The organism is Pseudarthrobacter sp. O4, assembly GCF_050157025.1.
GTDB lineage: Bacteria > Actinomycetota > Actinomycetes > Actinomycetales > Micrococcaceae > Arthrobacter.
The window spans coordinates 2,963,948-2,983,621 of sequence record NZ_CP189591.1 but is presented as its reverse complement, the minus strand read 5'-3'; the positions used below and the strand labels follow the sequence as shown (position 1 = coordinate 2,983,621).

Annotated in this window: 20 protein-coding genes and 3 pseudogenes; 7 read left to right on the top strand and 16 right to left on the bottom strand. The window is 67.0% G+C overall.

All coding sequences use genetic code 11. The annotated features are described in order from the left end of the window. Positions 1-65: 65 nt before the first annotated feature. The 5 genes and pseudogenes from ACQCSU_RS13965 to ACQCSU_RS13945 all read right to left on the bottom strand — a co-directional run bounded on the left by ACQCSU_RS13965 (position 66) and on the right by ACQCSU_RS13945 (position 2,814). On the bottom strand, positions 66-359 hold the full coding sequence (locus tag ACQCSU_RS13965) for a DUF503 domain-containing protein (protein WP_426979796.1): 294 nt from the start codon (positions 357-359) through the stop codon (positions 66-68). 98 nt (positions 360-457) lie between these two features. Next, a pseudogene (locus tag ACQCSU_RS13960) lies at positions 458-910 on the bottom strand (DUF1990 family protein); the annotation flags it as partial. 89 nt (positions 911-999) lie between these two features. Beyond that, positions 1,000-1,399, bottom strand: a pseudogene (locus tag ACQCSU_RS13955) (MmcQ/YjbR family DNA-binding protein). Positions 1,400-1,449: 50 nt separating this feature from the next. Beyond that, a complete protein-coding gene (locus tag ACQCSU_RS13950; protein WP_426975896.1) occupies positions 1,450-2,280 on the bottom strand; it encodes a polysaccharide deacetylase family protein in 831 nt (276 codons plus the stop codon). Between the two features lie 108 nt (positions 2,281-2,388). Further along, entirely contained in the window at positions 2,389-2,814 is a 426-nt protein-coding gene (locus ACQCSU_RS13945; RefSeq protein WP_426975895.1) for a CoA-binding protein, read from the bottom strand. Between the two features lie 326 nt (positions 2,815-3,140). Between ACQCSU_RS13945 and acs the strand changes: the two genes are divergently transcribed. Genes acs through ACQCSU_RS13925 form a run of 4 tightly spaced genes read left to right on the top strand, consistent with a single transcriptional unit; the run spans position 3,141 to position 8,362 of the window. Further along, a complete protein-coding gene (gene acs / locus ACQCSU_RS13940) occupies positions 3,141-5,246 on the top strand; it encodes an acetate--CoA ligase (protein WP_426975894.1) in 2,106 nt (701 codons plus the stop codon). Between the two features lie 10 nt (positions 5,247-5,256). After that, complete coding sequence (sfnG, locus tag ACQCSU_RS13935; RefSeq protein WP_426975893.1) at positions 5,257-6,465, top strand: dimethylsulfone monooxygenase SfnG; 1,209 nt, start codon at positions 5,257-5,259, stop codon at positions 6,463-6,465. Continuing rightward, on the top strand, positions 6,465-7,868 hold the full coding sequence (locus ACQCSU_RS13930; protein ID WP_426975892.1) for an O-acetylhomoserine aminocarboxypropyltransferase/cysteine synthase family protein: 1,404 nt from the start codon (positions 6,465-6,467) through the stop codon (positions 7,866-7,868). The genes sfnG and ACQCSU_RS13930 overlap by 1 nt, the downstream gene beginning before the upstream one ends. After that, the gene (locus ACQCSU_RS13925) at positions 7,868-8,362 is read left to right on the top strand and encodes a CoA-binding protein (RefSeq protein WP_426975891.1); all 495 of its coding nucleotides are present in this window, start codon (positions 7,868-7,870) and stop codon (positions 8,360-8,362) included. The genes ACQCSU_RS13930 and ACQCSU_RS13925 overlap by 1 nt, the downstream gene beginning before the upstream one ends. Positions 8,363-8,373: 11 nt before the next feature. On the opposite strand, the gene ACQCSU_RS13920 is transcribed toward ACQCSU_RS13925, so the two are convergent. From ACQCSU_RS13920 to ACQCSU_RS13895, 6 genes are all read right to left on the bottom strand, one after another. Further along, a complete protein-coding gene (locus ACQCSU_RS13920) occupies positions 8,374-8,559 on the bottom strand; it encodes a hypothetical protein (protein WP_426975890.1) in 186 nt (61 codons plus the stop codon). 220 nt (positions 8,560-8,779) lie between these two features. After that, on the bottom strand, positions 8,780-9,523 hold the full coding sequence (locus ACQCSU_RS13915; protein WP_426975889.1) for a hypothetical protein: 744 nt from the start codon (positions 9,521-9,523) through the stop codon (positions 8,780-8,782). Continuing rightward, positions 9,520-10,068, bottom strand: a complete 549-nt coding sequence (locus ACQCSU_RS13910) for an RNA polymerase sigma factor (protein WP_426975888.1) — start codon at positions 10,066-10,068, stop codon at positions 9,520-9,522. The genes ACQCSU_RS13915 and ACQCSU_RS13910 overlap by 4 nt, the downstream gene beginning before the upstream one ends. Before the next feature lie 88 nt (positions 10,069-10,156). After that, complete coding sequence (locus ACQCSU_RS13905; protein ID WP_426975887.1) at positions 10,157-10,675, bottom strand: hypothetical protein; 519 nt, start codon at positions 10,673-10,675, stop codon at positions 10,157-10,159. 278 nt (positions 10,676-10,953) lie between these two features. Continuing rightward, entirely contained in the window at positions 10,954-12,243 is a 1,290-nt protein-coding gene (locus tag ACQCSU_RS13900) for an adenylosuccinate synthase (RefSeq protein ID WP_426975886.1), read from the bottom strand. Between the two features lie 188 nt (positions 12,244-12,431). Further along, positions 12,432-12,767, bottom strand: coding sequence for a hypothetical protein (locus ACQCSU_RS13895; RefSeq protein WP_426975885.1), 336 nt, complete (start codon positions 12,765-12,767; stop codon positions 12,432-12,434). 48 nt (positions 12,768-12,815) lie between these two features. Between ACQCSU_RS13895 and ACQCSU_RS13890 the strand changes: the two are divergent. Continuing rightward, positions 12,816-12,988 (top strand): annotated as a pseudogene (locus ACQCSU_RS13890) (epoxyalkane--coenzyme M transferase); the annotation flags it as partial. A 237-nt stretch (positions 12,989-13,225) separates the two neighbouring features. Next, positions 13,226-13,858 carry a uracil-DNA glycosylase gene (locus tag ACQCSU_RS13885; protein WP_426975884.1) on the top strand — a complete coding sequence of 211 codons (633 nt, stop codon included), beginning with the start codon at positions 13,226-13,228 and terminating at the stop codon, positions 13,856-13,858. 132 nt (positions 13,859-13,990) lie between these two features. Here the strand turns inward: ACQCSU_RS13885 and ACQCSU_RS13880 are convergent, their stop codons facing one another. The 3 genes from ACQCSU_RS13880 to ACQCSU_RS13870 all read right to left on the bottom strand — a co-directional run bounded on the left by ACQCSU_RS13880 (position 13,991) and on the right by ACQCSU_RS13870 (position 16,253). Next, on the bottom strand, positions 13,991-14,413 hold the full coding sequence (locus ACQCSU_RS13880; RefSeq protein ID WP_426975883.1) for a DUF3151 domain-containing protein: 423 nt from the start codon (positions 14,411-14,413) through the stop codon (positions 13,991-13,993). Beyond that, the gene (fbaA, locus tag ACQCSU_RS13875; RefSeq protein WP_426975882.1) at positions 14,413-15,435 is read right to left on the bottom strand and encodes a class II fructose-bisphosphate aldolase; all 1,023 of its coding nucleotides are present in this window, start codon (positions 15,433-15,435) and stop codon (positions 14,413-14,415) included. Before fbaA ends, ACQCSU_RS13880 begins: the two co-directional genes overlap by 1 nt. A gap of 143 nt (positions 15,436-15,578) precedes the next feature. After that, on the bottom strand, positions 15,579-16,253 hold the full coding sequence (locus tag ACQCSU_RS13870) for a TrmH family RNA methyltransferase (RefSeq protein WP_426979795.1): 675 nt from the start codon (positions 16,251-16,253) through the stop codon (positions 15,579-15,581). A gap of 91 nt (positions 16,254-16,344) precedes the next feature. Between ACQCSU_RS13870 and ACQCSU_RS13865 the strand changes: the two genes are divergently transcribed. Further along, positions 16,345-17,199 (top strand): HAD-IIA family hydrolase, encoded by an 855-nt coding sequence (locus ACQCSU_RS13865; RefSeq protein WP_426975881.1) that lies wholly within the window; start codon positions 16,345-16,347, stop codon positions 17,197-17,199. 15 nt (positions 17,200-17,214) lie between these two features. Here ACQCSU_RS13865 and ACQCSU_RS13860 read toward each other — a convergent pair whose 3' ends face one another. Continuing rightward, entirely contained in the window at positions 17,215-18,255 is a 1,041-nt protein-coding gene (locus ACQCSU_RS13860; RefSeq protein WP_426975880.1) for a thioesterase domain-containing protein, read from the bottom strand. A 311-nt stretch (positions 18,256-18,566) separates the two neighbouring features. Next, on the bottom strand, positions 18,567-19,229 hold the full coding sequence (locus tag ACQCSU_RS13855; RefSeq protein WP_426975879.1) for a hypothetical protein: 663 nt from the start codon (positions 19,227-19,229) through the stop codon (positions 18,567-18,569). Between the last annotated feature and the right edge of the window lie 445 nt (positions 19,230-19,674).

Genomic DNA, 19,674 nt, shown 5'->3' with positions numbered 1-19,674 from the left:
CGCGGGGTCACTTGCCGCCCATAAATCCCCCTCGGGATGGGCGCTAAGTGACCCCGCGTTGCTGTTCAGTCGTCGCTGCGGAGTTCCCGCTGGCGGGCGCTGAGCAGTTCGAGTTCGGGCCGTGCGGCCATGAAGCGTTCGACGGCGGCCAGCACCTCAACGAGGTGTGCACGGTCTGGCGCGACCAGCCCGACGCCGATGACAGTGCGCCGGTACTGGTCCTGCAAAGCCGCTTCGGTGACAGAAACATCGAAGCGGCGCTTGAGCTCCGCCAGCACGGGCCGCACCACTGAGCGTTTCTCCTTCAGGCTGTGGACATCGCCGAGAAGGAGGTCGAATTCAATCCAGCCGATCCACATGCCGCGCCCCTTCTTCGCTACGCGATGGTGAGTTCCCGTCCGGTCGAAGTCCCGCAGCCGGTCAAGGGTACGTTGATCCAGCATCTGCCAACTCCTGCTCAGTTCACTCCGGCGGCCAGTTCCTGGGCGCTCCTAATGTAGCGGGACGTGATGCGGCCCCGTACCCGCTTCGCCAGGGCGCCGCCGGCGGCGTAGAACCAGTTAGCCGGAACACCGAAAGCCGTAATTTCGATCGTCACGATGCCCTTGTCATTGATTTCTATCTCGAACGCCTCCTCGCCGCGGACTGGATGCCCCGGCAGGGTGCCGTAGCCGAAACCAGCGGATTGCGGCTCGCCCCCGGGCACCGGGCGGCGGACCCAGACGACCTCGCAGGGCGCGTTGATCCGGAACGGCCCGATTCCGAAGCCGCTCACAACCCGCGCGCCGGGCCTCACGACGTCGGAGTCGGTGCGGACCCGCAAACCCGCCCGCTTCTGGAGCTGCCACGAGAACACGCCCCGGACCACGCGCCGGTACGTCGCGAGGCCTTCGCCGACGTACGCCAAGGTCACGAGGCACTCGACGTCCAACGGCGGCGGGCCGTGCTCCGTGGAGCCGATCCCGTCGTAGTTCAGCTCGCCGTCGGCGATGCGCCCGCTCACGGCCGCGCCTCCCGGGCGAGCCGCGCCCAGCCGAGCTGTTCCTGTCAGGGTTGCGACGACGAGGTCGTAGGAGTCCTCCACCATGTCGCAAACCATCGAATCGGGCAGGGACCCGTCCAGCCGGACGCCGTTCCAGTGGGTCTTGTTCAGGTGCCAGGCTCCGGTGATCTCAGGGTGGGCGGCGCGCAACTGCTCGGCCAGTGCCGGCTCGCACTTCAGGCTCACCGCGAAATCATCCTCGTCCATCGATGACAGGGCGAACATCTTGGCTTCGTGGCGGGCGCCTCCGGATACCGCGGCCCGTACCTTGAAGACTGACGTCTCCGGCCCGAACGGAAAATCCTCGAAGGCGCCGGGAAAGCCCAGGCAGAGCCCCCGGAGTTCAGCTACTTCCATGTGTCGAGCCTACTTCCCTCCCCCGACATTTGGGGCGGCCTGGGTCGGGCTCAGGCGACGCCGAGGAAGCTCTCCAGCAGCACTACTTCAAGTCCGGCAGCCAGCTGGGCCGCGCGGAACGCTGCCAGATCGGCGGCGAATTCCTGCCGGAAGTGCATCAGCACAATATCGCCTGGCCGCAGCGAGTTCCCGTGCTGGTAATCCATCCGACCGGCGTTCGCCTTGGCTTCCCACGTGACGATGGCCTTCAGGCCCGCGGCCGCCACGGCCTGCCGCATGGCGTCGGAGTACGCGCCTCCGGGGGGCCGGAAGAGGGTGGGCCGGCGCCCGAACTGCTGCTCGGCGTAGTCCTGCATTCCCGCGATGTCTGCCAGTTGCTGCGGGTAGCCGGATTGCCGGACCATGTTGATGTTGTGGCTCAGCGTGTGGTTTTCCACCAGGCTGCCCTGCGCGGCGAATTGCTGGAAAAAGCCAGGATCCTCCTGGACGAAGGTCCGGGCGAGGAAGAGGGACGCCGGGTAGTCGTAGGCGGCCATGAGCCGCACCATTTCGGGAGTCCGGACCGCCCCGTCGTCGATGGTCAGGAAGACCACGGGGTGCTTGGTCGGGATTCTCGTCAGGACCGGAACCAGCCCGCCGTGCACGGGCGGCAGGGTGAAATCCGGAATGAAGGAGCGGCGGAGGCGTTTGATGCCGGCCGGCCCGGGCGCCGGGGTGCCGGCGTCGGACGCGGTCGATGTGTCGGGCTGTCCGGAGCGTTCCGGCGCCGCACACGCCCCGACGGCCGCGACGAGCGAGGCTCCCAGCAGACCAAGCGCCGCCCTGCGTCCGGGGGCGTCCGGGCGGAAAACCGGCAGCCCAGGCGGTCGGTTGCTGCGCATGCTGATCCTGGCTTCCGGGGAATGATTCAGCAGAAGACTAGCAGAGGAACAAGGCGGTTCCAGGCGCGAGCTTCACGGACCGGTTTGCAGACCGGTTTGCGAACGGCCTTACAGACCGAAGCGCCGGGCGTCCTGCGCCGGGCAGGCGTTCATGATGACGTCGAGTCCGGCGGCTCTCGCCCGGGCAGCCGCCGCTTCATCGATGACGCCGAGCTGCAGCCACACGGCCCGGGCGCCGACGGCGATCGCCTGGTCCACGATATTCCCCACCTTGTGCGAGTTCACGAAACAGTCGACGACGTCGATGGGGCGCTTCTCCGCCGGGATGTCGGCAAGGCTGGCGTAGCCCGTTTCGCCGTGGACCGGATCCGCCGGAAGATTCACCGGGATGATCTCCATGCCCAGCCGGTCCCGGATGAATAGCGAGGTGTCATAGGCAGCGCGCCACTGGTTGGTGGTGAGGCCGACGACGGCCCACCGCCCCTTGGCGCGCAGGAGCCTTTCCAGGACGGCAGGATCGTTGACGTGAGGCATGAGCACAGCCTAGCGGCCGCGGCAGCAGGCCCCCGGCAGTGACGGCGCGACGCGGTGCATTGCCGAACAAGTGACTGAGCCAGGACCAGGTCGAAAGGCGTGGACGAATATTACGCGATAAAGCGCCGACATTTTGGAAAAATCAGCGATTCCGTTTTAGTTAAGGGCGACCATCCCAAGCAACGGAGGGATCCGGCACGCCTCCCCCTCCCGGGTTTCCGGCGCCGAAGGCCGGACACGGCCCCTCGTGCCGGCGTCCTGCTGCCCGCCGTCGCCGGCAAAGTACGAACGGCAGGGTACCGACGCCCTACCGGCATATGAAAGAAATGGGCGGTGAACCGTTGGGCCTGATCCTCGCAGCTGAAAATACCGCGGCCGAAACCCTCGCAGCCGAAACGACTGAGACGCGTGCCGGGGCCACCGGCACCCCCGGCACCGAAGCGGAACGCATCGCGTTCTGGGAGGAAGCGGCCCTGCGCCTCGACTGGGCGGAGACCCCCGGCAGCCAGTCCCCCGGGCAGGAGAAGCCGTGGCACACTGCGCACCGCCTCATCCCGGCCGACGTCGAGGCCGGCATCGGCCCGGACATCACCTGGTTTGAAGGCGGCAGGCTCAACGTCGCCTACAACTGCGTGGACCGCCACGTCGACGCCGGACGCGGCGGCAAAGTGGCCCTCCACTTCGAGGGCGAACCCGGCGACCGCCGCACCATCACCTACGCCGAACTGCAGCGCGAGGTGTCCCAGGCCGCCAATGCCCTGCTGGACCTCGGCATCGCCCAGGGCGACCGCGTGGTCATCTACCTCCCGGTCATCCCCGAAACCGTGATCATCACCCTCGCCGTGGCCCGCATCGGCGCCATCCACTCGCTCGTCTTCGGCGGCTTCTCCGCCGAAGCGCTCAAGTTCCGGGTGGAGGACACCGGGGCCAAACTGCTCGTCACCACCGACGGCCAGTTCCGCCGCGGTGCCGCCGTGCCGGTCAAGGACAACGCGGACCAGGCGGTCTCCGGCGAAAACGCTATCGAGCACGTCCTGGTGGTCAACCGCACCACCGCCCCCGAGCTGCTGGACACCGTCCCGATGACCGCCGGCCGCGACGTGTGGTGGCACGACGCCGTCGGGCAGGCCTCCGAGGTCCACACCCCGGAGGCGTTCGACGCCGAGACGCCGCTGTTCATCATGTACACCTCGGGCACCACGGGGAAGCCCAAGGGCCTGGTGCATACCTCCGGCGGCTACCTCACCCAGGCGTCCTGGAGCTACCAGCACCTTTTTAGCAACCCGGACCGCGAGCTCCGGGACCAGGACGTCCACTGGTGCACGGCCGACCTCGCCTGGGTCACCGCCCACACCTACGAGCTGTACGGCCCGCTCTCCAACGGCGTCAGCCAGGTGATCTTCGAGGGCACGCCGAACACCCCGCACCCGGGCCGGCACTTCGAGATCATCGAACGCTACGGTGTGACGCAGTACTACACGGCGCCCACGCTGGTCCGTTCCCTGATGGGCTGGTTCCCCGACGGCGTCCCGGCCAGCTACGACCTCTCCTCCATCCGCCTGCTCGGCACCGTCGGTGAGGCGGTTAACCCGGAGGCGTGGCGCTGGTTCCGGAAGAACATCGGCGCCGGCACCGCCCCCGTGGTGGACACCTGGTGGCAGTCCGAAACCGGCGCCACCATCCTCTCCCCCGCGCCCACCGACACCGAGTTCAAACCCGGCTGCGCGGCCCGGCCGCTGCCCGGCGTCGGCACCCGGATCGTGGACGACACCGGCAACACCGTGCCGCCGGGCGTCCAGGGGTTCATCGTGGTCGACGCCCCCGGCCCCGCCATCGCCCGGACCGTGTGGGGGGACCCGCAGCGTTACTTCGATTCGTACTGGCGCAAGTACGCCGAGCAGGGTTGGTTCCTCGCCGGGGACGGCGCCAAATACGACGACGACGGCGACATCTGGATCCTCGGACGGGTTGATGACACCCTCAACGTCTCCGGGCACCTGCTCTCCACGATCGAGATCGAATCGGCCCTCGTGTCCCACCCGGACGTTGTGGAGGCCGGCGTCTGCCCGGTCGCCGACCCGAAGACCGGGCATGCCATTGTGGCGTTTGTGGTGCTCAAGGATTCGGACGCGCTGTCCTCGCGCCGCTTAGACACACTCGCTCGTTCCTCGCTCGCGCGATGCGCGGCTACCGAGGACATCGCGTCCGAATTACGCAACCACGTCGCGAAGGAGATCGGGCCGATCGCGAAGCCGCGGGACGTCGTCGTCGTTCCTGATGTGCCGAAGACCCGCAGCGGCAAGATCATGCGCCGGCTGCTCACCCAGCTGTTCGAGGGCACCACGCTCGGTGACACCACCTCGCTCCAGAACGAACCATCCATCGCAGCCATCCAGGATGTCCTGCGCACCCGCTTAACCACCCGGAAGTAAAGGAACACTCATGACCGAGATCAGCAACGTCGCACGCCTGTCCGAACCGCTCAAGTTCGCCTACTGGGTTCCCAATGTCTCCGGCGGCCTGGTGGTATCCACCATCGAACAGCGCACCGGCTGGGACTTCGACTACAACAAGAAGCTCGCCCGGATCGCCGAGAACTCGGGCTTCGAATATGCCCTGACCCAGACCCGGTACGCCGCGTCCTACGGCGCCGACAAACAGCACGAGGCGACCTCCTTCAGCCTCGCGCTGCTGGCCGCCACCGAGCGGCTCAAGGTGATTGCCGCCGTCCACCCGGGAATGTGGCACCCGGGCGTACTCGCCAAGTACATCATCACCGCGGACCACATCTCCAACGGCCGCGCCGCCGTGAACATCGTCTCCGGCTGGCTCAAGAACGAGTTCACCAACTTCGGCCTCGACTGGCTCGAGCACGACGAACGCTACGTCCGCACCGAGGAGTTCATCAAGATCCTCCGCGGGCTGTGGACCGAGCAGGAGTTCAGCCAGGCCGGCAAGTACTACAACATCACCGACTTCACCCTGCAGCCGGCGCCGGTGGACGTGCCGGGCCGCGCGCACCCGGAAATCTTCTTCGGCGGCAACTCCACCGCAGCCCAGGCCACTGCCGGCCGCGTGGCCGACTGGTACTTCTCCAACGGCAAGGACCTCGACGGCTTCAAGGAGAACATCGCCGGCGTCGTGTCCTCCGCAGGAGAAAGCAGGCGTGAAGCCGGGCGCGGCGGCACCCTGCCGGCACTCACCGCACCCAGGTTTGGCCTCAACGGATTCGTCATCGCCCGCGATTCGGAGAAGGAGGCCCGCGACACCCTCCGCGAGATCGTCGCGAAAGCGCACAAGCCTGCAGTGCAGGGCTTCCGCGACGCCGTCCAGGAAGCCGGGGCGTCCACACAGGACGGCAAGGGCATGTGGGCGGATTCCTCCTTCGAGGACCTCATCCAGTACAACGACGGCTTCAAGACCCAGCTGATCGGAACCCCCGAGCAGATCGCCGAACGGATCGTGGAATACAAGAAGATCGGCGTGAACCTGATGCTGACCTGCTACCTGCACTTCCAGGAGGAAGTGGCGGCGTTCGGCCAGGACATCCTGCCGATCGTCCGCGAACTCGAAGCGGACCTTGCCCGCAAGCACGGTGCCGAGCTGGACCTCTCCAACACCCCGGCAGCAAACGCGGAGGTGGCCGCGTAATGGCTGACCGCAAGTTCGGATTCCGCACCCGCGCCCTGCATGCCGGCGGCACCCCCGACGCCGAGCACGGCGCCCGCGCCGTGCCGATCTACCAGACCACGTCGTTCGTCTTCAAGGACACCCAGGACGCCGCGAACCTCTTCGCGCTGCAGAAGTACGGCAACATCTACTCCCGGATCGGCAACCCCACGGTCGCCGCGTTCGAGGAGCGCATCGCCTCTCTCGAAGGCGGCATCGGCGCGGTGGCGACGTCCTCGGGCATGGCCGCGGAATTCATCACCTTCGCGGCGCTCACCCAGGCCGGCGACCACATCGTCGCCGCCTCCCAGCTGTACGGCGGCACCGTCACCCAGCTGGACGTCACCCTCCGCCGCTTCGGCGTGGACACCACGTTCGTCCCCGGCACCGATTCGGCCGACTACGCCGCCGCGATCAGGGAGAACACCAAGGCGATCTTCGTCGAGGCGGTGGCCAACCCGTCGTCGGAAGTCCAGGACCTGGAGGGGCTGGCCAAGGCGGCGCACGACGCCGGCATCCCGCTCGTGGTCGACGCCACCTTGAGCACCCCGTACCTCGTGCGGCCGATCGAGCACGGGGCGGACATCGTGATCCACTCCGCCACCAAGTTCCTCGGCGGCCACGGCACCACCCTGGGCGGTGTGATCGTGGAGAGCGGCCGTTTCAACTGGGGCAACGGCAAATTCCCCACCATGACCGAACCCGTGGCTTCCTACGGCAACGTCTCCTGGTGGGGGAACTTCGGTGAGTACGGTTTCCTGACCAAACTGCGCTGCGAGCAACTGCGGGACATCGGCCCCGCTCTGTCTCCGACCTCGGCGTTCCAGCTCCTGCAGGGCGTCGAAACGCTCCCCCAGCGCCTGGACGAGCACCTGAAGAACGCGCAGGCCGTCGCCGAATGGCTGGAGGCGGACGAGCGGGTGGCCTACGTGAACTTCTCCGGGCTGCCCTCGCACCCGCACTTCGAGCGGGCCCGGAAGTACCTGCCGCTGGGTCCGGGCTCGGTGTTCTCCTTCGGTGTGAAGGGCGGACGCGCCGCGGGCCAGAAGTTCATCGAGTCCCTGCAGCTGGCCTCGCATCTGGCCAATGTCGGCGACTCGCGGACCCTCGTGATCCACCCCGGTTCCACCACCCACCAGCAGCTCAGCCCCGAACAGCTCGAATCAGCCGGCGTCCCCGAGGACCTGGTCCGGATCTCGATCGGGCTGGAAGACATCGACGACATCCTCTGGGACCTCGACCAGGCCCTCGACGCCGCGCAAGTAGCCACGGCCGACGGTGTATCCGCGGAAGCGGCGCATCGCGCCGCCGAGGAACGAGGCGGTGTGTCTAAGCCGCGTGCGGATGCACTGTCGGCCGACTCTTGCACGATCGGAGCACACTGATGACTGTTGAAGACCGTACCTGGACCGGGCCGTCGGCGCCGGAGCGGCTGAACCTGCTGCGGCAGGCGAAGTCGATCGCAATCGTGGGTGCCTCGGACAAGCCGTCCCGGGCCAGCTACTTCGTGGCGACCTATCTGCAATCCTCCACCCGGTACAAGGTGTATTTCGTGAACCCGGTGGTGAAGGAGATCCTGGGCCAGCCGACGTACGCGTCGCTGGCTGACCTCCCGGAGAGCCCGGACATTGTGGATGTCTTCCGGAAGCACGATGATCTGCCGGGCGTCCTGGACGAGGCCATCGCGGCGGGCGCCAAGACGCTGTGGCTGCAGCTCGGATCCTGGCATGAGGATGTTGCCAAGGGGGCGGAAGCCGCCGGGCTCGACGTCGTCATGGACCGCTGCGTGAAAATTGAGCATGCCCGTTTCCACGGCGGCCTGCACCTGGCCGGTTTCGACACCGGGGTCATCTCTTCCAAGCGGCAGGTGCTGGCCTAAGGGACGACGGCCTAGCCGGCTTCCCCGTCCTCTGCGGTCTCGGGGGCGGGCAAGCTGTCCGCCGTCGTGTCCTCGAAATCTGCGCCCTCGGCGGGGTCCTGGGCGTGGACCCGGATCTCCGACACGTCGGCGCTCGGATCACCCTCAGCCGGCGCCTCGCTATGGCGGCGTTCGAATGCCTCAGGCGTTTCGCTCATGTCGCGTCCTTTCGTGTCCCTGCCCTGGCGCCGCTCCACTGCCCGCTACCTGGAAGCCTGTAGCTGGAGCAGTCGATTTTTCCGGAGCGGTACTGCTTTTCTCATGGTGGCTTGGACACGTTTCATGGTCAAGGCCTTCCCGAAGCCGGCGCATCCTGGCTTTCGTAGGCGGGGCCCAGATCCGGCAACGGACAGGGTTTCCTCGCCCGCGGGGAGTCGTCTAGGGCCTGCCCGGGGCTTTCGTGGGGATTGCGCCCGGGAGCGTGGGCGGCGCCGGAAGCGCGCTGACAGAGGTGCCCTGCCCGTCCGGTGGTCCAGGCACCGCCGGCATACCGGGCACGCCCGGCGAAGCCGGGCTTACCGGACCGCGGGGTGGGTTCGGCAGGACTCCGCCACGTCCGCCGGCGGGCGGCGTGGCAGCGGGCGGCGTGGCAGCAGGGGCCGGGGAGGCAGGCGGCGCCGCGGCGGACCCTGGGCCCGCCGGCACGGCTTCGGCCGTCGGCGTCGTGCCTGCGCTGGCGGCAGCCGTTGGTACCGGAGCGGCCGGAACGTTGGAAGGTGAGGGACTGGCTGGCTTCGGAGCCACGTCGGGTGCCGTGTCTGCGCGCTGGAGGATAACTCCCACGGTGTGGCTGACGCTCTGGCGGAAGTCCTCGCTGGAGGCAGCTACCGCGCCCGCGCCGAGGCTCATCGCGCCGATGACGGCTCCGCCGACTACCGCCAGCCGGCGCTTCCGGCCACGGCGGTCCGCCAGGCTCGCGACGCCGGCAGGCAGCGCTTCGTCCCCGGAAGCACCGGCCGCCAACAGGGCCGCCAGGTCGGCCCGGGGAGCCGGGGCCTGGTCCGGGACCAGGTCGCGGAGCTGTTCGAGCGAGCCACGGAGCTCGGTGGCAGCTTCGAGGCCGGACTCGCGGAGCATCGCCTGGATGCTGCCATCCTGCTGGGGTTCGCGTGTGCCGGTCATGATGCTGCGTGGTCCTTTTCCGTGACGAGTTCGCGCAGGGCACTGAGCCCGCGCCGCTGAAGCTGTTTGATGGCTCCCGGTGTCTTGTCCATGATGCCGGCGACCTGGTCGATCGAGAGGTCCGCGACGATCCGCAGGACCAAGACCTCCCGCTGCTCTTCGTTGAGCTGTGAGAGGGTGCCGGAGATGCCGCCCAGGGAGCCCAGGGCTTCGTCCTCGGCGGAGGCGGAAGACCGTGTGTCATCCCGGGGATCGTATTCGGCCAAATACGGCGTACGCTCTGAGCGCCGCCGCTGGTCGACCAGCCTCGCGTGCGCGACAGAGAAGACAAAGGTTCGCAGACCGGCGTGGCCGCCGCTGACATTGGCCAGTTTCGGCAGGACGTCCACGAAGACGTCCTGCGTGAGTGCCTCCGCGTCTTCCACGCCGCGGGCCCGGAAGTAGCCGAGGACCGCGGGCGAAATCGCGGTGTAGACAGCGCTGAAGCCTGACGGGTCGCCAGCTAAGGCTGCTGACAATTCGTCATCGCTTAGCTGTTCTGCCAAGAGGCTGTCCTTCCGTGACTGCCGGGGGTGCGGCCCCAGCTAGTCTAGTGGCCGCACCCCGATGCCTCCGGTGGGAGGCGTGCACTACCTACTTGTCGAGCTCAGGCAGCTCAACGGACGGCTGGGCAGGAACGGCCGGAACGGCTGGCACACCCTTGGCGCCCGGGACAGCGGGAACAGCCGGAACCGCGGGCTTCACTTCGGCATTGGCGTGGGCGGCGGCCGCTGCGGCAGCACCGTGGGCGACGGCGTTGCCCTTGACGCTGGCACCGTCCTTGCCGGCCGTGACGGAGCCCTCGGCTGCAGCCTCATGGCCCTCGACGCCGGCCTCGCCGTCAACCGAAGCGCCGGCCTTGCCGTCAGCCGAACCGTCAACCGAAGGGATGGCCGGGACAGCGGGGGTTGCCGGAACGGCAGGAACTGCCGGCAGCTTCGGAGTTGCGGGGGCAGCGGGGGTAGCCGGGACGGCGGGCGTAGCGTGGGTCACGTCAGCCTGCTGGGTGCTGGACACCTGGGCCGCGTTGGCCAGTCCGATGCCGGAGAAGCCTCCGACTGCGAGGATGGCGGCGCCGACAGCAATCTTGGTGGTCTTGCTAACAGTCTTCATAAGAACGTACATCCTTTGGTTTGTTGGAAGGCCGGCCGGCGCCTGATGGGGGCAGGCGCCGGCCCGCGCTTACATTGAAAGGCCGGCCGGATCCCTGATGGGGGCCAGGCTCCGGCGGCGCTTACAAAGGAGTAATCGCTGGGGCACCCCGAAAGGTTACGCAGCTACCCGATTTTCTTTTTTTCTTTTCCGCAATGATTCAAGACCGGCTTAACGACGACGACGGCGGGCCACCGTGTCAGGTGACCCGCCGCCGTCGAACGTGGGCTGTCAGTGAGTCAGTCGTTGATGAGGTCGTTGACCACGATGGTCTGGTCACGGTCCGGGCCGACGCCGATCGCCGAGAAGCGGGTGCCGGAGAGCTTCTCCAGGGCCAGCACATAGTTCTTGGCGTTCTCCGGCAGGTCGTCCAGGGTGCGGGCGCCGGTGATGTCCTCGGTCCAGCCTTCGAAGAACTCGAAAATCGGCTTGGCGTGGTGGAATTCGGTCTGCGTCATCGGCATTTCGTCGTGCCGGACACCGTCGACGTCGTAGGCCACACAGACCGGGATCTGCTCGATGCCCGTGAGGACGTCGAGCTTGGTGACGAAGTAGTCCGTGAAGCCGTTGACCCGGGAGGCGTGGCGCGCCAGCACGGCGTCGTACCAGCCGCAACGGCGGGGACGGCCGGTGTTGACGCCGAACTCGCCGCCGGTCTTCTGCAGGTACATGCCCATCTCATCGAACAGTTCCGTGGGGAACGGACCGGCGCCCACACGGGTGGTGTACGCCTTGATGATGCCGATGGAACGCGAGATCCGGGTGGGGCCGATGCCCGAGCCCACGGAGGCGCCGCCCGCCGTCGGGTTCGAGGACGTCACGAAGGGGTACGTGCCGTGGTCAACGTCCAGGAACGTGGCCTGGCCGCCTTCCATCAGGACCACCTTGCCCTCGTCCAGGGCGGTGTTCAGCACAAAGGTGCTGTCGATGACCAGCGGGCGGAGACGCTCGGCGAAGGAGAGGAAGTACTCCACGATCTCGTCCACCTCGATGTCGCGGCGGTTGTAGACCTTGACCAGCAGTTCGTTCTTCTGGCGCAGCGAGCCCTCGACCTTCTGGCGCAGGATCGAGGCGTCGAAGACGTCCTGGACGCGGATGCCCAGGCGGGCCACCTTGTCCATGTAGGCCGGGCCGATGCCGCGGCCGGTGGTGCCGATGGCACGGCTGCCAAGGAAACGCTCGGTGACCTTGTCCAGGACCTGGTGGTACGGCGCAACCAGGTGGGCGTTGGCGGAGATGCGCAGCTTGGAGGTGTCCGCACCGCGGGCTTCCAGGCCGTCGATCTCCTGGAACAGCGCCTCAAGGTTCACCACGCAGCCGTTGCCGATGATCGGGACCGCGTTCGGGCTCAGGATGCCGGCCGGAAGGAGCTTGAGCTCATACTTCTCACCGCCCACGACGACGGTGTGCCCGGCGTTGTTGCCGCCGTTGGGCTTGACGACGTAGTCGACGCGGTGGCCGAGCAGGTCAGTGGCCTTACCTTTGCCTTCGTCGCCCCATTGGGCTCCGACGATCACGATTGCTGGCATGGGATCCTCCCCCATTCGTTCGGGCCGAACCGCAGTCGAATTCCCGCAGCTCAGCGCCGTTCATGAGAATGCCCCGAATTCTGCCGCTGCTCTTTACCAACGCCAGAGTTCCGGGGCTCTTACCACCCAAGTTTAGCCGATCACAGTGCCGGGCACTCATTCGACCATCCAAGGGGCGGGCGCGGTGGCTAGGCCGCTGTGAACGCGAGGGCCGCCTCGGCCAGCACCGTCCACTCCTCCGCAGAGCCGGCCGGCACTTCGACCCAGTCCTTGAACGGCCGCCCCATCCCCGAGGGATCGAAGAGCCGTGCACCCGGAAGCCCGAGCGCCCGGGAGTGCTCCGGTGAGTCCCGGCCCAGTTTGAACGCCATGCTGTCGCCGTTGAGGCAGGCGATGGCCTTGCGGTTGACCATCAGCGCGCGGGCACCGAAGGTCTGGCCGAGGGTGACGCCGGCACCGGCCAGGTCCGCGGCCACCGCTTCGAAGGCCCCGACTGCGGCGGCCGAGGATTCTTGCTTCTTCATAGCTGCATCATCCCCCACGGCACTGTCTGCGGCACAGAGCGGTCACGACTTGAGCATCCGGACCTCGTGGCGGACCGGATCGTGCGTTTCGCGGACCTGGCGGGCCGGGAAAATGTGATTGCGTCCACAGATTGCGGCCTCGGCGGCAGGTTCATCCGCAGATTGCTTTCGCGAAGCTGGAGGCCCCCGGTGAGGGCCCACGCCGCGCCAGCTCGCGGCTTTGCTCGCTTTCCGAGGGGTGCCGGCGGCAGCCTGATGCGGGGTCTGTTCCGTGGGCTGGGGCGGCGCCCCAGCCGGTTCCCGCCGCCCCGGGCCGGCCCGTCATTTCGCAGGGCTTGATAGACTAAATAAGGAACGACCAGGAATCGGTCCACACCACATTTTCAAACCACACCGTATTTGGCGTGCCCGCGTACGGCCTGGCAGCGTTACCAATCCCGCAGGAGACTCAGCAATATATGACAGCCTTGGCCACTGAAAATTCCCGCGAACAGCTTCTGAGCCGTCGTTACGAAGCTAGCGTCGCGGCCGTCAACGAGCTGTGCGACACGCTGCAGGCCGCCAAAGCTGGCACCACTGTGCCCTACGTGGACCCGATCCACGACGTCGACGAGTGCCGCATCATCAGCCTCTTCTCGAACATCGGGACCGAGGACGAGTCCGGCTTCATCACCGCCGGCGACGAAGAAGCGGCCACCCGGATGCTCGGCGTCCAGTGGAAGCTGGGCCTTCGCCCGGAGTACGTCATGCCGTGGAACGTTCACCCCTGGCACGTCGCCGGCGAGCCCAACGGCAAGTTCACGCCGGACCAGATCTCCGCCGGACTCAAGCCACTGCTGAAGTTCCTGGCCCTCGTTCCCCGCGCCTCCGTCATCGTTGCCCACGGCACCGAGGCGAACCGCCTGGCCAACCTGCTGCTCAAGACGGAGGTCCCGCTGCTGTGGCGCCGCGGTCTCAAGACCTACAAGGTGCGCTCGCTGAGCGGCCGCGCGTTCGCCGGCACCCCGGCCCGCCAGGAGCAGTACCTTGAGGAAATGCACACCGTCTACCAGGACGCCATGGCCCGGACCGGTCTGGCCAAGACCAGCTAGTCCCCACCCGCGCCCTAACCTCGCACGCTCGGCCAGGGAACCCGGCGGGCGTGGGCCCACCTGCAACGACGACGGCGGGCGCTCACCGAAAGGTGGGCGCCCGCCGTCGTCGTCGTTTCGACCGCGTTGTTGTTAGCTCGCTTCGATCGCTGCCTTGGCGGTGGGATCGGAGTCCTTGAGGAACTTCTCGATCCGCTCCGGTTCCTCGGCTTCGCCGATCGCCGCGGAGGCGCGGCCCAGCGAGTACAGGGCGCGCAGGAAACCGCGGTTGGGCTCGTGCTCCCACGGGATGGGCCCGACGCCGCGCCAGCCGTTACGCCGCAGCGAATCGAGGCCGCGGTGGTAGCCGACGCGGGAGTAGGCGTAGGAATCGATGGTCCGGCCCTCGCTCCAGGCCTCCTCGGCAAGCACGGCCCAGAGCAGCGAGGATGTCGGGTGCTTCTCCACCAGATCCAGCGCTTCCGCGCCCGCGTCCAGCGCCGCGTAGACCTCGGTCTCGGCAGGCAGGAGCGTGGGCTCGGGACCCATCAGGTTCTTGCGGAACTCGTCGGACATTACTTGAGCGTCTTGCCGGTGGAGCCGAGCTGCTGGGACGCCTCCACGACGCGGGCAGCGAGGCCGGCTTCGGCGGACGCGCCCCAGACGCGGGGATCGTAGAGCTTCTTGTTGCCGACCTCGCCGTCGACCTTGAGCACGCCGTCGTAGTTGCGGAACATGTGGTCCACCACGGGGCGCGTGTAGGCGTACTGCGTGTCCGTGTCGATGTTCATCTTGATGGTTCCGTAGGAGACCGCGTCGGCGATCTCCTTCTCGGAGGAGCCGGAGCCGCCGTGGAAGACGAGGTCGAACGGGTTCGCCTTGCCGATCTTGGCGCCGACCTGCTCCTGGATGTCCTTCAGGATCTCCGGGCGGAGCTTGACGCCGCCGGGCTTGTAGACGCCGTGCACGTTGCCGAAGGTCAGCGCCGTGATGTAACGGCCGTTTTCGCCGGAACCGAGGGCTTCGATGGTGGCGAGGGCGTCCTCGACCGTGGTGTAGAGCTTGTCGTTGATGGCGTTCTCGACGCCGTCTTCCTCGCCGCCGACCGTGCCGATCTCGACCTCGAGGATCATCTTGGCGGCCGCGGTGCGCTCGAGGAGTTCACGGGCGATCCGCAGGTTTTCCTGCAGGGTCTCGGCTGAACCGTCCCACATGTGCGAGCTGAACAGCGGGTTGCGGCCGGCCTTCACCTCGGCCTCGGACGCGGCGAGCAGCGGCAGCACGAAGCCGTCGAGCTTGTCCTTGGGGCAGTGGTCCGTGTGCAGGGCGATGTTGACGCCGTAGTTCTTGGCGACTTCGCGGGCGAACGCGGCGAAGCCCAGCGAACCGGCCACCATGTCCTTGGTGGAGGCACCGGACCAGTACGCAGCGCCGCCGGTGGAGACCTGGACGATGCCGTCGGACTCCGCCTCGGCGAATCCGCGGAGGGCGGCGTTCAGGGTCTGGGAGGAGGTGACGTTGACAGCCGGGAACGCGAAGCCGCCCGCCTTTGCGCGGTCGATCATCTCGGAGTAGATCTCTGGGGTTGCGATGGGCATGCTGACTCCTAAAGTGAATTTCGTCTGCTGGTTGGGTTGACCCTGGAGTGAACCTGTCGGCTACGATCCATCCTAGCCATTCCTGCGCCCTGGCCGTGTTTCTCCTCACTCGGCCCTGTAATACTGGCTGGCCGGCGCGCGAGTCAGCCCGGCAGCTGGTGGAAGACGTGCCGGCGGATCCAGGCGTGCATCGCGATGGCCGCCGCGGAGGCGGCGTTGATGGACCGGGTGGAGCCGAACTGCTCGATCGAGAGGGTGGCGAGGGCGGCCTCATGGACCTCGGGCGTCAGCCCGGGGCCCTCCTGGCCGAACACCAGCACGCAGTCCTTGGGCAACTCGTAGGTCTCCAGCGGGACGGAGTCCGGGAAGATGTCGATCCCGATGATCGCCAGCCCCTCCCCCTGCGCCCAGGCCACAAAGTCGTCCACCGTGGGGTGGTGGCGGACGTGCTGGTAGCGGTCGGTGACCATGGCCCCGCGGCGGTTCCACCGGCGTCGTCCGATAATGTGGACCTCTTTGGCGAGGAAGGCGTTGGCGGTGCGGACCACGGTGCCGATGTTGAGGTCGTGCTGCCAGTTCTCGATCGCGATGTGGAAGTTGTGCCGCCGGGAGTCGAGGTCCGCCACGATCGCCTCGTGCTTCCAGTAGCGGTATTTGTCGACGACATTGCGGCGGTCGCCATCCGCCAGGAGGTCCGGATCCCAGTGCCCGCCCTGGGGAAGTTCGCCTTCCCAGGGGCCGACGCCGACCTCCGCCTTGGTCTCTGCACCCGCCTCTGGCTCGACCGCATTCTCGACCCCTTTTCCGGCCGGCGGGATGGCGGGGGCTTCGCTGGGCGTCTCGGGTTCAGTCACGACTCAACCTTAGACTTAGGACACAGGAAGCGGCACACTTACAGCGGAGGACACCATGGCGGACCAGCGCAAAGCCCAGCGGACAGATGCAGACGAAGTACGATCCTCGTCGTCGGTGTACCGCAGCGGCCAGGACATCGAATGCTGGCTGACCGACATGGACGGCGTACTGGTGCACGAAAACCAGCCCATCCCCGGCGCCGCGGACCTCATCCAGCGCTGGGTGGACACCTCCCGGCGCTTCCTCGTCCTGACCAACAATTCCATCTATACGCCCCGGGACCTCGCCGCCCGGCTCAAGAGCTCCGGCCTGGAAATCCCCGAGGAGAACATCTGGACCTCGGCGCTGGCCACGGCGCAGTTCCTCAAGGACCAGGTGCATGGCTCGGAATCCGGCAACCGGGCTTACACGATCGGTGAAGCAGGACTCACGACGGCGCTGCACGAGGCCGGCTTCATCCTCACCGACCAGGACCCGGACTTTGTGGTGCTCGGCGAAACCCGCACCTACTCCTTCGAAGCGATCACGATGGCCATCCGCCTGATCCTGGGCGGCGCGCGGTTCATCGCCACCAACCCGGACGCCACCGGGCCGTCGAAGGACGGGCCGATGCCGGCAACGGGCGCGATCGCCGCGCTCATCACCAAGGCGACCGGCCGCGAGCCCTACATTGTCGGCAAGCCGAATCCAATGATGTTCCGCTCGGCGATGAACCAGATCGACGCGCACTCCGAGACCACGGCGATGATCGGTGACCGCATGGACACGGACATCATCGCCGGCATGGAAGCAGGGCTGCATACGGTGCTGGTGCTCAGCGGCATCACGCACCGGGACGACATCGCCGCCTACCCGTTCCGGCCCAACCAGATCTTGAACTCCGTGGCGGATCTGAAGAACCAGATCTAGCCCATTGGAACACCACTAGAACGCGGTTTTCCTGCCTCCACCGGAGGGCAGCGGGAACAGTTGGTCCTGCAGCTCCTCGATCAGCGGGCGGTAGACGAACGGGTTCCAGCCCGGGCTGGCGTGCGCCGGGCGGGCGCCGTCGGTGCGCAGCTCGTCGGACACCATGTTGTCCTTAAAGGTCAGCATCCAGGCCTCCCGCGCAGTCTCATAGTCCACGGTGCGGTCCCGCGGGTTGCCGATGAACGCCATCCGCGTGCCGCCGAGCTTCCCGGCGAAGCGGCTGGCATCAAAATGATAAATGTAGGCGGACTCCGACTGGACCAGCACGCTGGAGGGGGCGATCGGCGAGAGCTGCTCCAGCGTCTGGTCCAGGACCTGTCCCCAGCTGCGCTCGTCCTTGTGGAGCATCCGTTCACCGAGTTCATAGCCGCCGCGCAGCACCGAGGGAAAGCGGAATCCGCTTTCATAGAGGAACACCACCCCCTCGAACCAGCTCTGGTCCAGCACGTCGTATCTGCTGTTGGGGCTGGAATCGAGAAGAATGAACGCCACTTCGAGGCCGTGCAGCTCACGGAGCCGGGCCGCGACCTGGGTCGCCACCATGCCGCCGAAGCTGTGGCCGTAGAAATACAGGGTAGTGAGCTTCCGGGCGCGCACGTGCTCGATCACGGCGATCACGATCTGGTCGATGTCCAGGCCCACATTGGAATACCCGACGGCGGCCAGCTGACCCCGCTCGGTCAGGGCACCGCGCAGGGAGTTAAGAATCCACTGGGCTTCCTCCCAGCTGGTCTTGTAGCCGGGAAACAGGATCCAGCTGGCCGAGGGGAAATACATTTCGGCGGTGTCGTCCGGCACAGTGAGGATCTTGTTCACCCGGCGGGCGGCCTGGACCTGCCGGGTGAGCAGCATGTCCGCGGCCAGGAGCGAGGCGGAGCCCATGCCAAGGAGGAAATTCCGGCGCGAAAACCGCTTCAGTTCTGCGGCGTGCCGGAGTATGCGGGCCTCGGCGGAACCGGGACCGCGCCCACTGTTTTCTTCCGTCTCACGCGGCACACCCCTACCGTATCCACTGCTGAACACGGATCAGAAACCCGGCCGGATAACAGCTCAGCCACAGTCTCCGGGCGGAATCCGGCCCAGTAGTACAGTCGCTAGACCGGTTCCGGCTCGCGGCCGACCCCGCGCCTGCCGATTTCGCGGCTGATTTCCTCGTAGGAGGCCAGGAGTTCCGAGCTGGCCATGTCGGGCCCCTCATCGCCGATTTTCTTGTCCTTCGGCGGTGCCACCCTGTGATGCGGGGGAAGGGTGGCACCATGCTGGTGCACGCCAGTGATCGCCGCCGCGCCCGCCAGCGTTAAGGCACATCAGCGGGGCACGCGAGGCGGCTGCGCGGCGAGCGGTAGGTGGCCCTCAAGGCTGGGGACCGGTCCGAGACAGTACTGGCCCAGAGCCGTGATCCTCAGGGCCTGCAGCCCGTCATAGCGGCTGAGGCGTGGCAGCCAATCGGCGCCCCAGTGGTCGCGGAAATCGGTGCGTGCGCCGTCCGGCTCGATGTAGCGCACATCGATCAGTCCCAGCGTGGCGGCATACTCAAAAAGCACTGCAAGAACATACCGGCCCTCGAGCAGTTCCCACTTGTGCGCGGCGTCATAGCCGAAGCTGCCGTACTGCGGGTCCTCCAGGTAGAGCTTCCAGAGCCCGCGTTCACTCCGGTGGACGGTGGGCTCCATACCCGCGTTCTGCATCCGGGCAAAGAGGTCATCGACCTCAACCCACTCACCGGCAGGCAGCAGGCGCAGGCTGTCGGCTGTGGTTGCACGCCGCCGTCCGGCCGCGCTGAGCACATTGGTGGACCGCTGTCCCTTCACCGCCTCGATGCGGCTGAACTCGTCGATGACACCGTTTTTGATCCACCGCCGCCACAGCAGCCTCAGCACGTCTGCCGGCTCTTTCGACAGCGCCGAGCGCCCTCGCGGGGTCAGCTGAAGCCGGTTGCCGTCCGCAAGACCACCGGCCTGGATCAGCAAGGGCCAGGCGAAGCTCGCAATGGCCTCGTGGTCATAGAAGTCACCGTTCGGAAGCGCTTCTGCCAGCAGCTTGACGGTCGCCGCAGATGGCCGCCGCGTCTTCGCGCTGCACCGGAGCGCGCCGCCTTCACAGTACGTGCCAGCAGTGCGTCCTTCAATCGAGACGCCGTAGGAGTCTCGTGCCTTTGTCCCGCGGAACTGAGCGGACGATCAGAGGAGCTTCCATCATTTCGCCAGAACGGAAGATCCTGGCCGAGGGCATCGACGTCCGCATCGCCGTCGACCCTTCCGCCCCGACGGGGCTCATGGTCACGGACCGCAAAACACTTGCGACGCCAGGGCGACTGCAAAGTCTTTTAGCCGATATTGATGCCGACGAGCTGCAGGGCCCGGTTCGGACGGTTTCGGGCGGATCAGCCGGCGCCCTCCCACCCTTGCCGCCCGG

Coding starts and splice junctions, on each gene's coding strand:
- ACQCSU_RS13925 (WP_426975891.1), top strand. CDS start 7,868: ATGACTGTTGAAGACCGTACCTGGACCGGGCCGTCGGCGCCGGAGCGG.
- acs (WP_426975894.1), top strand. CDS start 3,141: ATGGGCGGTGAACCGTTGGGCCTGATCCTCGCAGCTGAAAATACCGCG.
- ACQCSU_RS13965 (WP_426979796.1), bottom strand. CDS start 359: ATGTGGATCGGCTGGATTGAATTCGACCTCCTTCTCGGCGATGTCCAC.
- ACQCSU_RS13920 (WP_426975890.1), bottom strand. CDS start 8,559: ATGAGCGAAACGCCTGAGGCATTCGAACGCCGCCATAGCGAGGCGCCG.
- ACQCSU_RS13950 (WP_426975896.1), bottom strand. CDS start 2,280: ATGCGCAGCAACCGACCGCCTGGGCTGCCGGTTTTCCGCCCGGACGCC.
- ACQCSU_RS13895 (WP_426975885.1), bottom strand. CDS start 12,767: ATGAAGAAGCAAGAATCCTCGGCCGCCGCAGTCGGGGCCTTCGAAGCG.
- ACQCSU_RS13885 (WP_426975884.1), top strand. CDS start 13,226: ATGACAGCCTTGGCCACTGAAAATTCCCGCGAACAGCTTCTGAGCCGT.
- ACQCSU_RS13945 (WP_426975895.1), bottom strand. CDS start 2,814: ATGCCTCACGTCAACGATCCTGCCGTCCTGGAAAGGCTCCTGCGCGCC.
- ACQCSU_RS13930 (WP_426975892.1), top strand. CDS start 6,465: ATGGCTGACCGCAAGTTCGGATTCCGCACCCGCGCCCTGCATGCCGGC.
- ACQCSU_RS13905 (WP_426975887.1), bottom strand. CDS start 10,675: ATGAAGACTGTTAGCAAGACCACCAAGATTGCTGTCGGCGCCGCCATC.
- ACQCSU_RS13915 (WP_426975889.1), bottom strand. CDS start 9,523: ATGACCGGCACACGCGAACCCCAGCAGGATGGCAGCATCCAGGCGATG.
- ACQCSU_RS13880 (WP_426975883.1), bottom strand. CDS start 14,413: ATGTCCGACGAGTTCCGCAAGAACCTGATGGGTCCCGAGCCCACGCTC.
- fbaA (WP_426975882.1), bottom strand. CDS start 15,435: ATGCCCATCGCAACCCCAGAGATCTACTCCGAGATGATCGACCGCGCA.
- ACQCSU_RS13865 (WP_426975881.1), top strand. CDS start 16,345: ATGGCGGACCAGCGCAAAGCCCAGCGGACAGATGCAGACGAAGTACGA.
- sfnG (WP_426975893.1), top strand. CDS start 5,257: ATGACCGAGATCAGCAACGTCGCACGCCTGTCCGAACCGCTCAAGTTC.
- ACQCSU_RS13900 (WP_426975886.1), bottom strand. CDS start 12,243: ATGCCAGCAATCGTGATCGTCGGAGCCCAATGGGGCGACGAAGGCAAA.